Origin of the sequence: Nocardia vermiculata NBRC 100427 (genome assembly GCF_001613265.1) — a bacterium.
In the GTDB taxonomy this organism is placed as follows: domain Bacteria; phylum Actinomycetota; class Actinomycetes; order Mycobacteriales; family Mycobacteriaceae; genus Nocardia; species Nocardia vermiculata.
The window spans coordinates 164564-177357 of the sequence record NZ_BDCA01000002.1 but is presented as its reverse complement, the minus strand read 5'-3'; the positions used below and the strand labels follow the sequence as shown (position 1 = coordinate 177357).

Sequence of the window (12794 nt, the reverse complement as noted above, 5' to 3'; positions counted from 1 at the left end):
GTCGCCGTGACCACTCGCAGCCGTCCTCGGCCAATCTGCGACGATGTAGCTATGCGTATCGCGAACCACGTTGTCGACCTGATCGGTAATACTCCGCTTGTTCGGTTGAATTCCGTGGTGGGCCCGAACTCCGGGGTGGTAGCGGCGAAGATCGAATACCTGAATCCGGGCGGTAGCTCGAAGGATCGCATCGCGGTCAAGATGATCGACGCCGCCGAGGAACAGGGTTTGCTGAAGCCCGGTGGCACCATCGTCGAGCCGACCTCCGGTAACACCGGTGTCGGCCTGGCACTGGTCGCGCAGCAGCGCGGCTACAAGTGCATCTTCGTCTGCCCCGACAAGGTCAGCGAGGACAAGCGCAACGTGCTGCGCGCCTACGGTGCCGAAGTGGTGGTCTGCCCGACCGCGGTGGCACCCGAGGATCCCGACAGCTACTACAACGTCTCCGACCGGTTGGCCCGCGACATCCCGGGTGCCTGGAAGCCCGATCAGTACTCGAATCCGGGTGGCCCGGCCAGCCACTACGAGACCACCGGTCCGGAGATCTGGAGCGATACCGACGGCACGATCACCCATTTCGTCGCCGGCGTCGGTACCGGCGGCACCATCACCGGCACCGGCCGCTATCTGAAGGAAGTGTCGGGCGGCAAGGTGAAGGTCATCGGCGCCGATCCCGAGGGGTCTGTGTATTCCGGTGGCACCGGGCGTCCGTATCTGGTCGAGGGGGTGGGCGAGGACTTCTGGCCCTCCGCCTACGACCCGGCCGTGCCGGACGAGATCATCGCGGTCTCCGACGCCGATTCCTTCGATATGACCCGGCGCCTGGCCCGCGAGGAGGGGTTGCTGGTCGGCGGTTCCTGCGGGATGGCCGCGGTGGCCGCGCTGCGGGTGGCCGAGCGCGATCCGGACGCGGTCGTGGTGGTGCTGCTGCCCGACGGTGGCCGCGGCTACCTGTCGAAGATCTTCAACGACAACTGGATGAGCTCCTACGGCTTCCTGCGCTCGCGCCTGGACGGCAGCACCACCGAGCCGACGGTCGCCGATGTGCTGCGCGGCAAGTCGCGCGAACTGCCGGATCTGGTGCACACCCATCCGCAGGAAACGCTGCGCGATGCCATCGAGATCCTAGGTGAATACGGTGTGTCGCAGATGCCCGTGGTGGGCGCCGAACCGCCGGTGATGGCGGGCGAGGTGGCCGGCAGTGTCTCCGAGCGTGATCTGCTGTCGGCGGTGTTCGAGGGGCGCGCCCAGCTGACCGACCCGGTGTCGAAGCATATGAGCCCGTCGCTCCCGCTGATCGGCTCGGGCGAGCCGGTCTCGGCGGCGACGAAGTCGCTGGAGTCCACCGATGCACTGATGGTGGTCGAGGAGGGTAAGCCCGTCGGCGTCATCACCCGCCACGATGTGCTGGGCTTCCTCAACGGTTCGGTGGGCGCCAACCACTGACCCCACCGGCCCGTCACACGGTCCCGAGCCCGCCGATTCGCCTGCGTCGCGATCGGCGGGCTTTGTGTTGATCGCAGGTGGGGTGACCATCGTGCGGCCGTAGTGCTCGAGCACGGTCCGGCAGGCGTCCGGGCCGCGAGGTGCGGGTGTCTCGGCCGGCCGCGGCATGCCGGTCGATTGCCGATTGAGAGGTATCGGCGCTATCCACCCGGTGGTTACCTCTCGTTATGGATCGTTACCGAACAGTTGCCGAAACTGACGGAAAAACGGGCAAATCACCCACCCGAGGTGCGACACGCGTTATTTTTCTGTGATCTACGGCACTTTCTTGCTGAAGGTAGATCCCCAGGTCAGCGCTACGACTTCGGGGTGCGTCCCGGTAAATCACGAGTAGCGGCACCGTCTGTTCATCTTTCGTTGGGTTTACGTTAACCTACCGCAACCATCCTGTGACCTCGTCGGTTGTCAGACAACGAGTTGTACAGCCGGATCCGACGAGCCAGATCGGGTCGCATCGAAACCGAACGACACGGTTTCCGTCATCGAGAAAAGCGAGCAGCACACGAGGTGAGTCCCGCAGGGGCCTGCCCTGGATTCGTGCTGCCTGCGGCAGGCCACCGAGGCCGACAACATCACGAGTAGGGACGCATCGAATGTCGAAGACGACGAGCAGTAGAACCAAGGCGGCCGCACGCACCGCCGGGTCCGCCACTCTGGCCTTTGCCGCCTTTGCTGCTATCACCTCCGCTGGTGGCCACAAGAGCGACGATGTGAAGCCGGTGGCGCTGGCCTCCGAGATCGCCGCGACCGCCGACAAGAACCAGCCCGCCGAGGCCGCACCGGTCGAGGCCGTTGCCGCCGCCGCGCCCGCGCCTGCCCCCGCCCCGGTGGAGGCCATTCCGGCGCCGATGCCCGCACCCGAACCGGTGCAGCCCCCGCCGCCGCCGGTCTATCCGGACAACCTCGACGGCTGGATCCACAACGCGCTCGACATCATGTCCGCGAACGGTATCCCCGGCAGCTACGACGGCATTCTCCGCAACGTCCTGCGGGAGTCCTCGGGCAACCCGCAGGCGATCAACCTCTACGACATCAACGCCATGAACGGCATCCCGTCCAAGGGCCTGCTGCAGGTCATCCCGCCGACCTTCGAGGCGTACCACGTCGACGGCACCTCCTGGGACATCTGGGATCCGGTTGCCAACATCGTTGCCGCGTGCAACTACGCCGCCCACCGCTACGGCTCGATGGACAACGTCGACTCCGCGTACTGACTCGTGCTCCGGTCGGTGTCACTGCCTGCTGTGCGGATCGCGTCACGCCTCGCCGCCCGGCCGATGGCACGCCGGGTCGCATGGCCCGCGTCACATCGGGCCGCCGCCGGGGGTTCCCGGTTCCGGTCGCCGAACAGCGCGGATCTAGGCTGGTCGGCATGACCGACGATCAGCTGGGGTTCTCCACGCGAGCCGTGCACGCCGGGTTCGATCCCGACCCGCAGACCGGTGCGGTGAACGTTCCGATCTACGCGAGCTCGACCTTCGCCCAGGACGGCGTGGGCGGGATGCGAGGCGGCTACGAGTACGCCCGCACCGGTAACCCGACCCGCACCGCGCTGGAGGCCAATCTGGCCGCGCTGGAATCGGGACGCTACGGGCGTGCCTTCTCCTCGGGTATGGCGGCCACCGACTGTGTGCTGCGCGCGAACCTTCGTCCGGGCGATCATCTGGTGATTCCGGACGATGCCTACGGCGGCACGTTCCGATTGATCGACAAGGTGTTCACGCAGTGGGGTATCGAATACTCCGTGGCGCCGGTCTCGGACCCGGACGCGGTGCGTAATGCCCTGCGGCCCAACACCAAGCTGGTGTGGCTGGAGACGCCGACCAACCCGCTGCTCAACATCGGTGATATCGCCACACTGGCCGATATCGCACACGAGGGCAACGCGAAACTGGTGGTGGACAACACCTTCGCGTCGCCGTACCTGCAGCAGCCGCTGCTGCTCGGCGCCGATATGGTGCTGCATTCGACCACCAAATACCTGGGCGGTCACTCCGACGTGGTCGGCGGCGCGGTGATCACGAACGATCCCGAACTCGACGCCGCGTTCGCGTTCCTGCAGAACGGCGCCGGCGCGGTGCCCGGCCCCACCGACGCGTTCCTCACCATGCGTGGCATCAAAACCCTGGCGCTGCGGATGGATCGGCACTGCGACAACGCCGAGACCCTGGCCGCCTTCTTCGCCGATCATCCGGCGATCTCCAAGGTCATCTACCCGGGTCTGGTCGACCATCCCGGCAATCCGGTCGCGGTCAAGCAGATGCGCCGTTTCGGCGGCATGATCTCGGTGCGGCTGGCCGGCGGTAAGCAGGCGGCGCTCGACTTCTGCGCGAAGACCAAGATCTTCACCCTGGCCGAATCACTGGGCGGAGTGGAATCGCTGATCGAACACCCCGGCGCCATGACCCATGCCTCGACCGCGGGCTCCGCCCTCGAGGTACCTGCCGATCTGGTGCGACTGTCGGTCGGTATCGAAGACGTCGGTGATCTGCTCGCCGACGTCGAGCGTGCTCTCGGATAGCAGGATCGGACATACGACGAAGGGCCGTACCGGAATCGGTACGGCCCTTCGTCGTATGGTTTCGCGCTCGGCGGGGCTGCTGCACACCCCGCCGGGATCCGATCAGCTGTGGTACGGCTCCGCGCTGACCAGGGTTACCTTCATCATGTTGCCGTTGGGCAACCGGTATTCGCGGGTCTCGCCGACCTTGGCGTCGATGAGCGCGCCGCCGAGCGGTGAACTCGGCGAGTAGGTCTCCAGGTCGGTGCCGCGCAGGCCCTCTTCGCGAGTGGCGATCAGGAAGGTCTCGGTGTCGGTCTCGTCGCCGTCGTAGTAGACCTTGACCACCGAACCCGGCAGTGCGACGCCGGACTTGGTGGGCGCGACGCCGACCTTGGCATTGTTGAGCAGTTCCTGAAGCTGCCGGATGCGGGCCTCCTGCTGGCCCTGCTCCTCGCGTGCGGCGTGGTAGCCGCCGTTCTCCTTCAGGTCGCCTTCTTCGCGGCGTTCGTTGATCTCGGCCGCGATGACCGGACGATTGGCAATGAGCGCGTCGAGTTCGCCCTTGAGCCTCTCATGCGACTCCGGTGTGAGCCAGGTCACTTGCGTCTCAGTCATCTCGATCACTCCCTAGTAGTTGTTCCCGGCGTACCGGGGTCCGTGATACCCGTCACGCATGCGCGAGCGCCCGCGCACAGCAACAGTCGACGGCTAGAGCGATCCGGGGGGATGTTTCTCGACCCCGACGGTGCCGCGGGCATTGTGTGCCCGGGAACCGGCAGCGCTGGCCGTCAATGCAGCAAACACGGCTCCGAGCGTCCGGAACCGTGTCCGCGCCATTCTAGCACGAATCGGAAATATGCTGGTAGAAGCCGTAATTTTCCGGCGAGATCAGCCGGCCTTTAGATAATCGGGCACCTTGCCGCTGCACCCGTAAATGCTGCCGTTGCCCGCTCGCGCGGTGGTGCGCAAGGTGGTGGTCAGTTCGACGGTACCGCTGTCGGATGCCGGGATCAGGACTTCGCGCCGGCCGACCTCGTTCGTGTCGGCGTCCATGGCGCGCACCACACACACCACCGGCTGATCCGGGTGCTCCCGGGTCACTTTGAACTGGATCGTCATGGTCGAATCGTCGATCACGTCGTAGCCGATCCGATCGGGCTGGATATCCTGGGGTCCGTACTGCCGATACAGAACGAAGGCGATGATCGCGCCGATGACCAGTCCGACACCCAGCACGATCACGATCGTGCGCCGGCTGCGCGTCGGCTTGGTGCCGTAACGATTCGACACCCGGTCGGTGGCCGCTGCCGCCCCGGTAGCGGCGTCGGCAGTACGACCATCCGAATCGGACCGGTCGGACTGCGGTGCCGCCTCGCTCATGTGTGGTCGCTCCCATGGCTCGATCAGGGGGTAGGTCGGAACAAAAGACCGTCGGATGGAACTATAGGTAATGCAGTTCGGACACCCGCGTGCCACCGGCACAGCGGACCACTATGAGGTGAAACGGTGAGCAACGAGGTGAACGAGAAGTGAGCGGCAGCTTCGATCGGCCGCTGCGCCTCATGGCAGTCCACGCCCACCCCGACGACGAGTCGAGCAAGGGCGCCGCCACCACCGCGAAATACGCCGCGGAGGGCAACGACGTCATGGTCGTCAGCCTGACCGGCGGTGAGCGCGGATCCATTCTCAACCCGGCCATGGATGTGCCGGGGATTCTCGATCGCATCGAGGACGTCCGCCGCGAGGAGATGGCCGCCGCGGCCAAGGCGCTCGGCGTGCAGCATCGCTGGCTCGGATTCGTCGACTCCGGGTTGCCCGAGGGCGACCCGCTGCCGCCGCTACCGGAGGGCAGCTTCGCCACCGTCGAGCTCGAAGAGGCCACCGAGGCCCTGGTCCGGCTGGTGCGCGAGTTCCGCCCGCACGTGATGACCACCTACGACGAGAACGGTGGCTACCCGCATCCCGACCACATCATGTGCCACAAGGTCTCGATGGCGGCATTCGAGGCGGCCGGTGACCCGCAGCGCTACCCCGACGCGGGCGAACCGTGGACCCCGCTGAAGCTGTACTACAACCACGGCTTCAGCCTGCAGCGGGTGGAGACCTTCGCCGAGGAGTACAGCCGGACCGGTGAACCCTTCCCGATGCAGGACTGGATGGAGAACATCCGCCGCCGCGTCGCCGAACACGGCGATGTGATGTCACGGGTGACCACCCAGATCGACTGCGGCAAATACTTCCCCCAGCGCGACGAGGCGTTGCGCGCACACGCCACCCAGATCGACCCCAACGGCATGTTCTTCGCCATCCCGCTGGAGATGCAGCAGCGGTTGTGGCCGACCGAGGAGTTCGAACTGGCCAAAACGCGGGTACGCACCGCGATTCCGGAGACCGACCTGTTCGCCGGAGTACTCGAGGCCGCCGAAGTTCAGGACGTGACCCGATGATGTCTGCTCTGCTCGCGCACACCGCGCTACTGGCCCAGAACACCACCACCAATCCGACCGGACCGGAATTCGGCAAGGCCTCGCCGATCGGCTTGGTCATCGTGCTGGTGCTGCTGGCCGGCACCGTGCTGCTGGTCCGGTCGATGAACAAGCACATCAAGAAATTGCCCGCGGATTTCTCGCGCGAGCACCCGGAGCCGGATCAGGAAGCCGACGACGGCACCGAACACGGAGTGGCGTCCGGCGAGGGCACGCCGGACCAGGACGCCCAGACCGGAACGGAATCCACAGCTCACGGCGACGAGAAGTCCACCGGCGACACCGGCACCGGTCGGATCGGGAACGGTGCGGCGCACCCGCCGGCGGGCGGAAAGTCCTGACACCGGCCTGAGATTTGCCGCGCCGGAACCGCCACGCCACCAGGAGTGCGGGTGCACGCGGTTCCCGAATTTTGCGGGCCGGACTGGGTACCTTGTCGAGAGTGACCACTTCGAAAGATCTCTTCGCGGTGCTCTGCGCGGTCGTTGTCGGATGCGTCGCCTCGATAGTGACGTCGGCCTCGGCAGTGGCCGCGCCGGCGGCGCATGTGGTGCAGAACCAGCCGCTGGGCCCGGCGGCGCTCCGGATGGACGTGTACTCGCCGTCGATGGATCGGGTGATCACCAACCGTGTGATTCGCGCGCCCGGCGGCGGTCCGGCCCCCACGCTCTATCTGCTCACCGGCATCGGTGGCGGGGTGGACAACATCTCCTGGTGGGACGACACGGATGTGCGAGCGTTCTTCGCCGACAAGAACGTCAACGTGGTGATGCCGGTCGGTGGCGCCTACAGCATGTACACCGATTGGCAGTCCGACGACCCCGCCATGGGACGTAACCGCTGGCAGACCTACCTCACCCAGGAACTGCCCGGGGTCGTCGACGCGGAACTGGGCACCACCGGACGCAATGCCATCGCCGGAGTGTCGATGAGCGGTGCATCGGCCGTCGACCTCGCGATCCAGGCTCCGCAGCGCTACGGCGCGGTCGCTTCCTACAGCGGATGCCCGTGGGCGTCGGATCCGACCGGGATCGCCATGATCAGTGCTCAGGTGATTCGCGGAGGCGGCAATCCGGGCAATATGTGGGGCCCGCCGGGCTTCGGCTCCTGGCCCGCGCACGACGCCTTCGCGCGGGCGGGTGCGCTCGCCGGTAAGGCGATCTACCTGTCGGCCGCCTCGGGGATCCCGGGGAAGATCGACCGCGGCCTGCCGTTCCCGCCGGTCGAGGCGCTGGCCGACGTGTGCACGAGTGCCTTTGCGGGCAGGCTGGGACAACTCGGAATTCCGGCGCAGTATGTGAGCCGGCCGGAGGGATCACACACCTGGGGGCTGTTCGAACAGGACCTGCACGATTCTTGGCCGACCCTGGCCCGCGGAATCGGCGCCTAGCGGATTCTCAGACCGCCATCGGCCGGAACCGGCGGTGGCAGATATCGCAGTCACAATCGAAGTAGCCCATCCCCGCATTACCGTGCGCACCGCGCCGCGCGGCCTCTTCGAGGTCCAGATACCAGGGCCGCCGCCGAACCGATGCCGGACGCCTTCGCGCAGTCTCGCTCATCTGTTCCAGGTACCCGTTTCGCCCGGTTCCTACTATCACGTTTTCGCCGCGATGTGCTGTCTCGGCCAGGTGTGTCAGGCTGGGACGTATGAATCGACTGGGTGAGGCCACCTCGCCTTATCTGCGCCAGCATGCGGACAATCCGGTGCACTGGCAGCAGTGGGGCGAGGCGGCGGTGGCCGAGGCTGCCGAGCGGGACGTTCCGATTCTGCTGTCGGTGGGGTACGCCTCGTGCCATTGGTGTCATGTGATGGCACACGAATCGTTCGAGGATCAGGCCACCGCCGAGGTGATGAACGCGAACTTCGTCTGCGTGAAGGTGGATCGGGAGGAACGGCCCGATATCGACGCCGTGTACATGTCCGCCACCCTCGCCATGACCGGCCAGGGCGGATGGCCGATGACCTGCTTCCTGACCCCCGCCGGGGAACCGTTCTACTGCGGCACCTACTACCCGAAGACGCCGCGGGGCGGGATGCCCTCGTTCACCCAGTTGCTGACCGCGGTCACCGATACCTGGGTGAATCGGCGGACCGAGGTGGACCAGGCGGCCGGGCAGGTGGCGCAGGCAATGCGCGAACAAGGTGCGAGCCTGCCCGACAGTGAGATCGGCGTGAGCCCGGAACTGCTCGCCCACGCGGTGGCCACGGTGCTGCGCGATGTGGACTCGCAGCATGCGGGATTCGGTGGGGCACCGAAGTTTCCGCCGTCGGCCCTGCTGGAAGGGCTGTTGCGGCATCACGAGCGCACCGGTGAACCGGCTGCGCGGCAGGTGGTTTCGCTGACCTGTGCGGCGATGGCGCGCGGCGGTATCTACGATCAACTGCGCGGCGGCTTCGCTCGCTACTCGGTCGATGCCGCCTGGGTGGTGCCGCACTTCGAGAAGATGCTCTACGACAATGCCCAGTTGCTGCGCGTGTACGCGCATCTGGCCCGGCTGGACGGCCGCGACGGCGGTGATGGGCTGTCGCAGCGCGTCACCACGGAAACCGCGAGCTTTCTGCTGACCGATCTGCTGACCGCGGAGGGCGCTTTCGCCTCGGCATTCGACGCCGACACCCACCTCGAACCCGGCGTACCGGGTGTGGAAGGTGCCACGTACGTGTGGACTCCGCAGCAGCTCGTCGAGGCTCTCGGGGCGGCGGACGGGGAATGGGCCGCTTCGGTTTTCGGTGTCACCACCATGGGTACCTTCGAGCACGGCACCTCGGTCCTGACCCGCTACACCGACCCCGGTGCCGCATCCGGCGACGACCCCGGCGATGCGGCACGATTCGACGACATCCGGCGGCGACTGCGCGAGGTGCGCGATCGCCGACCCCAGCCCGAGCGCGACGACAAGGTCGTGACGGCCTGGAACGGGATGGCGATCACTGCGCTGGCGGAGGCGGGTGCGGCGGGTGGCCGCTCGGAGTGGGTGGAGGGCGCTGCCCGCTGTGCGCGCTATCTGCTGGATCGGCACCTGGTAGCCGGCCGCCTGGTGCGCGCCTCGCTCGGTGGGGTCGCCGGAACGGCCCCCGCAGTGCTCGAGGATTACGCGTGGTTGTCCACGGGCCTGCTCGCCCTGCATCAGGCCACCGGCGAACTGTCGTGGCTGGAACAGGCACAGGCGCTGATCGATATCGCGATCACGCATTTCGACGATCCCGCGCATCCGGGCAGCTGGTTCGACACCGCGGCCGATGCCGAGACATTGGTGGCCCGGCCACGCGACCCGCTCGACGGTGCGACCCCGGCCGGTGCGTCGGCCTTCGCGGAATCCCTGCTCACGGCCTCCGCGCTGAGCGATCCCGACCGTGCCGTGCGCTACCGCGCCCTGGCCGACGCGACCCTCGACGCGGGCACGGTGGTGCTGGCGCGGGCAGCTCGCTCCGGCGGTCACTGGTTGAGTGTGGCCGAGGCGGCGCTGGCCGGGCCGATCCAAGTAGCGATCTCCCGTGCCACGGACACCGATTCCGGGGCGGTCGCCGAGTTGCTGGGCACGGCTCGTACCTACGCGCCGGGTGGAGCCGTGATCGTTGCGGGACAGCGTGATTCGGCGCCGTTACTCGCCGACCGGCCCGCGTCCGCCGCGGGACCCGCCGCCTACATCTGCCGCGGCGCGGTCTGCGACCTTCCGGTCTCGGACCCCGAACAGGTACGCGCCGGGTTGGCTGCCGGCTGACGCCGCGTGCGCGGCACGCTCAGACTTCGGCCGCGGGTTCCGCTTTCCGGGGCTCCACCGCGCCGGTGGGTTTGCGGTCGGTCCAGCACGCGGTCGCCTCCTTGCGGCCGCGGAGCTGGATCGTCTCGTAGAGCGTCCAGCGGGATCGTTCGGAGTCGGTCGCGGCGTCGATCACCGCCTGGCTGGCCAGGATGCGCCGCGGTACCTCCTTGGCCTCGGTGGTGAGCCGGGACGCCTCGTTGACCGCGTCGCCGATCACGGTGAATTCCAGGCGGGTATCGCTGCCCACATCGCCGGCGAACACCGAGCCGCGCGCCACCCCGATACCGATGTCGAACTCGCCGCCGAGCGCTACCTCGTCGCGGATGCGCCGGGCCGCGCGCAGGGCGGGGGTCGCATTGTCACCCAGCGCTATCGGCGCGCCGAAAATACACAGCGCGGCATCGCCCTCGAATTTGTTGACCAGCCCACCGTTGTCCTCGGTCGCCGAGACGACGACCGCCAGCAGCCGGTTCAGCTGGTCGACGAATTCGCGTGGCGCGAGTTCGGTCGCCATCTCCACCGAGCCGGTCACATCCACGAACAGCGCGGTCACCACCCGAACATCGCCGGTCAGGTCGACCCCGCGGGCGAGCGCGCGTTCGGCGACCTCGTTGCCGACGTGGCGGCCGAACACGTCGCGCATACGCTCACGCTCGGACAGGTTCTCCGCGAGTTCGTTCACCGACAGCTCCAGCCGGCCGATCTCGCTGGCACTGGTGATCGGCACCCGGGCCGACAGTTCACCGCGCGCGATCCGGTCCAGCGCCCGGCGCAGCGCGTGCAGCGGGGCGGCGACCGAGCGCGCCAGGGTGGCGGTGGTGAGCGCCCCGACCAGAAGTCCGACCAGCGACATGTATAGCGCGGTGCGGACGCGGTCGGAGGCGTCGGCCACCGGATCACCGAGCACGGTGATCAACATGAGCAGCGGCATCGCACCCGCGACGGCCCAGGAGATCACCAGCCGGTTCAGCACGGTCGAGCTCCAGTGCGAGGTGCCGCCGAGTATCCGCGCGACCACGGGGATCGTCGGCCGGATGAGGCGGTCCACGACTAGGAAGGTGAATCCTGCCGATTCGAGCCCGCCCAGGAAGAACATCGCCCCGATGGCCCACAGTGCCCGGGTGGGCACCACCTGTGCGAACAGTGCCGTGGCGATGAACACACCGGGTATCCAGATCGCCAGCGCGCGGGCGGTGATCGCGACCGGCAGTTTCAGTATTCGCTCGGCCTCGGGCCGGGTGGGCTGGCGCGTCTGGTCGATCCAGTTGAAGTAGAAGGTCCGGTCCCGTACCGCGAGCAGGATGCCGACGAAGGCGCCGATGATCGGGTAGATGGCGGTCTGCGCGACGGCACGCACCCATTCGTCCCCGAGCCGGCCGAGGAATCCGCTCAACCACAGTTCGACGACGATGACGCCGAGGCCACCGAGGTTGCACACCATCACCACTGTCGAGAGGCCCCAGCGTGCACGGAGGGCCCAGAGCACGAGTCGACTGGTCATAGCCCCTGGAAGTGGTCTGTCGGAATTACCGGTTTCGGACGTTCAGCACGAACGAGCATAGATCCCCCGGGTGGTGCCGCGGCGAGTTACCGGTGATCTTGTCTTACGACGATACGACGAGCCAGATCGCGGCGTAATGGCACATCGCCGCGAGAACGGTTGCCGCATGGAAGAATTCGTGGTGACCGAAGACCTCCGGCCACGGATTCGGCCATTTGGTGGCGTACAGCACAGCGCCCACGCTGTAGGCGATACCACCGATCAGCAGCAGCACCATGGGGGCGATTCCGACATTGTGGGTCAGCGGCGCCGCGACCGGGACGATGGCCCAGCCCAGCAGCAGATACAGCGGTACCCCGACCCAGCGCGGTGCGGTCGGCCACAGCAGTTTCAAGGCCACGCCGGCGATCGCGCCACACCAGACCACGACGAGCAGCACGAGTCCGGTGCGTCCGCCGAGGCCGAGCAGGGCGAACGGCGTGTAACTACCGGCGATGAACAGGAAGATCATCGAATGGTCGGCGCGCTTCATATGGGTGCGGGCACGGTCGGTGCTCCAGGTCACCCGGTGGTAGACCGCGCTCACGCCGAACAGGCCGCACACCGTGAGCCCGTAGACGAGGGTGGACCAGGCGGCCGTGGCGGAGACCGTGGCCGCGAATGCGACGAGTGCCGCGACGGCGACGGCGGCGATCCCCACGGCATAGGTGTGGATCCAGCCCCGCATCCGCGGTTTGACGGCCAGCGTGCGCAAGCCCTCCCGGGCCAGATCCTCGAGGGCCGACCCGCGCGGGGCGGCGTGGGATCCGGCCGGGCCACCGGCGCCCGCCTCGGCATTTGCCGAGCTCATCGAATCCGGCACTAGTTACCTCCTGAGTAACCTACGGTTCCGTAGGTTAGGTTGTCAGCCACTGTACCGGCAGTAGGCTCCGCGCGTCGCGGGCCGGAGAGATATGGTCGATCGCAGTCGAGGTACTGATTCGTGGTGGGCGCTGCCATGGCTCGAGCAGCGCGCGAGAGGTGGATAAGG

At 67.3% G+C, this 12794-nt stretch carries 12 protein-coding genes; 7 read left to right on the top strand and 5 right to left on the bottom strand.

What is annotated here, in order from left to right:
• Window positions 1-51 precede the first annotated feature (51 nt).
• The 3 genes from NV2_RS04460 to NV2_RS04450 all read left to right on the top strand — a co-directional run bounded on the left by NV2_RS04460 (window position 52) and on the right by NV2_RS04450 (window position 4027).
• The gene (locus tag NV2_RS04460) at window positions 52-1446 is read left to right on the top strand and encodes a cystathionine beta-synthase (protein ID WP_067869737.1); all 1395 of its coding nucleotides are present in this window, start codon (window positions 52-54) and stop codon (window positions 1444-1446) included.
• Window positions 1447-2099: 653 nt separating this feature from the next.
• Window positions 2100-2720 (top strand): transglycosylase SLT domain-containing protein, encoded by a 621-nt coding sequence (locus NV2_RS04455; RefSeq protein WP_067869734.1) that lies wholly within the window; start codon window positions 2100-2102, stop codon window positions 2718-2720.
• A 158-nt stretch (window positions 2721-2878) separates the two neighbouring features.
• Window positions 2879-4027 (top strand): cystathionine gamma-synthase, encoded by a 1149-nt coding sequence (locus NV2_RS04450; RefSeq protein WP_067870321.1) that lies wholly within the window; start codon window positions 2879-2881, stop codon window positions 4025-4027.
• Window positions 4028-4129: 102 nt separating this feature from the next.
• Here the strand turns inward: NV2_RS04450 and greA are convergent, their stop codons facing one another.
• Window positions 4130-4624 carry a transcription elongation factor GreA gene (greA, locus tag NV2_RS04445; RefSeq protein WP_067869731.1) on the bottom strand — a complete coding sequence of 165 codons (495 nt, stop codon included), beginning with the start codon at window positions 4622-4624 and terminating at the stop codon, window positions 4130-4132.
• Window positions 4625-4897: 273 nt separating this feature from the next.
• Window positions 4898-5389 (bottom strand): DUF4307 domain-containing protein, encoded by a 492-nt coding sequence (locus NV2_RS04440; protein ID WP_067869728.1) that lies wholly within the window; start codon window positions 5387-5389, stop codon window positions 4898-4900.
• A gap of 182 nt (window positions 5390-5571) precedes the next feature.
• Here NV2_RS04440 and mca point away from each other — a divergent pair, with 182 nt between their 5' ends.
• The 3 genes from mca to NV2_RS04425 all read left to right on the top strand — a co-directional run bounded on the left by mca (window position 5572) and on the right by NV2_RS04425 (window position 7885).
• Window positions 5572-6456, top strand: a complete 885-nt coding sequence (gene mca / locus NV2_RS04435) for a mycothiol conjugate amidase Mca (protein ID WP_067870319.1) — start codon at window positions 5572-5574, stop codon at window positions 6454-6456.
• Window positions 6456-6836: a hypothetical protein gene (locus NV2_RS04430; RefSeq protein ID WP_245662464.1), complete on the top strand. Its 381-nt coding sequence runs from the start codon at window positions 6456-6458 to the stop codon at window positions 6834-6836. The genes mca and NV2_RS04430 overlap by 1 nt, the downstream gene beginning before the upstream one ends.
• 101 nt (window positions 6837-6937) lie before the next feature.
• Entirely contained in the window at window positions 6938-7885 is a 948-nt protein-coding gene (locus tag NV2_RS04425) for an alpha/beta hydrolase (protein ID WP_067869724.1), read from the top strand.
• A 7-nt stretch (window positions 7886-7892) separates the two neighbouring features.
• Here NV2_RS04425 and NV2_RS31305 read toward each other — a convergent pair whose 3' ends face one another.
• Window positions 7893-8057 (bottom strand): hypothetical protein, encoded by a 165-nt coding sequence (locus NV2_RS31305; RefSeq protein WP_157102737.1) that lies wholly within the window; start codon window positions 8055-8057, stop codon window positions 7893-7895.
• 88 nt (window positions 8058-8145) lie between these two features.
• On the opposite strand from NV2_RS31305, the gene NV2_RS04420 reads away from it, so the two are divergent.
• On the top strand, window positions 8146-10221 hold the full coding sequence (locus NV2_RS04420; protein WP_067869721.1) for a thioredoxin domain-containing protein: 2076 nt from the start codon (window positions 8146-8148) through the stop codon (window positions 10219-10221).
• A gap of 19 nt (window positions 10222-10240) precedes the next feature.
• Here the strand turns inward: NV2_RS04420 and NV2_RS04415 are convergent, their stop codons facing one another.
• Together NV2_RS04415 and trhA are read right to left on the bottom strand one after the other, a co-directional pair.
• Window positions 10241-11764, bottom strand: coding sequence for an adenylate/guanylate cyclase domain-containing protein (locus NV2_RS04415; protein WP_067869718.1), 1524 nt, complete (start codon window positions 11762-11764; stop codon window positions 10241-10243).
• A gap of 103 nt (window positions 11765-11867) precedes the next feature.
• Window positions 11868-12491, bottom strand: a complete 624-nt coding sequence (gene trhA / locus NV2_RS04410; RefSeq protein WP_067870317.1) for a PAQR family membrane homeostasis protein TrhA — start codon at window positions 12489-12491, stop codon at window positions 11868-11870.
• Window positions 12492-12794 lie beyond the last annotated feature (303 nt).

What these genes read in the sequence shown, in the direction of transcription:
- NV2_RS04460 (WP_067869737.1), top strand. Translation starts at nt 52, where the DNA reads ATGCGTATCGCGAACCACGTTGTCGACCTGATCGGTAATACTCCGCTT.
- NV2_RS04455 (WP_067869734.1), top strand. Translation starts at nt 2,100, where the DNA reads ATGTCGAAGACGACGAGCAGTAGAACCAAGGCGGCCGCACGCACCGCC.
- NV2_RS04450 (WP_067870321.1), top strand. Translation starts at nt 2,879, where the DNA reads ATGACCGACGATCAGCTGGGGTTCTCCACGCGAGCCGTGCACGCCGGG.
- greA (WP_067869731.1), bottom strand. Translation starts at nt 4,624, where the DNA reads ATGACTGAGACGCAAGTGACCTGGCTCACACCGGAGTCGCATGAGAGG.
- NV2_RS04440 (WP_067869728.1), bottom strand. Translation starts at nt 5,389, where the DNA reads ATGAGCGAGGCGGCACCGCAGTCCGACCGGTCCGATTCGGATGGTCGT.
- mca (WP_067870319.1), top strand. Translation starts at nt 5,572, where the DNA reads ATGGCAGTCCACGCCCACCCCGACGACGAGTCGAGCAAGGGCGCCGCC.
- NV2_RS04430 (WP_245662464.1), top strand. Translation starts at nt 6,456, where the DNA reads ATGTCTGCTCTGCTCGCGCACACCGCGCTACTGGCCCAGAACACCACC.
- NV2_RS31305 (WP_157102737.1), bottom strand. Translation starts at nt 8,057, where the DNA reads ATGAGCGAGACTGCGCGAAGGCGTCCGGCATCGGTTCGGCGGCGGCCC.
- NV2_RS04420 (WP_067869721.1), top strand. Translation starts at nt 8,146, where the DNA reads ATGAATCGACTGGGTGAGGCCACCTCGCCTTATCTGCGCCAGCATGCG.
- NV2_RS04415 (WP_067869718.1), bottom strand. Translation starts at nt 11,764, where the DNA reads ATGACCAGTCGACTCGTGCTCTGGGCCCTCCGTGCACGCTGGGGCCTC.
- trhA (WP_067870317.1), bottom strand. Translation starts at nt 12,491, where the DNA reads ATGCGGGGCTGGATCCACACCTATGCCGTGGGGATCGCCGCCGTCGCC.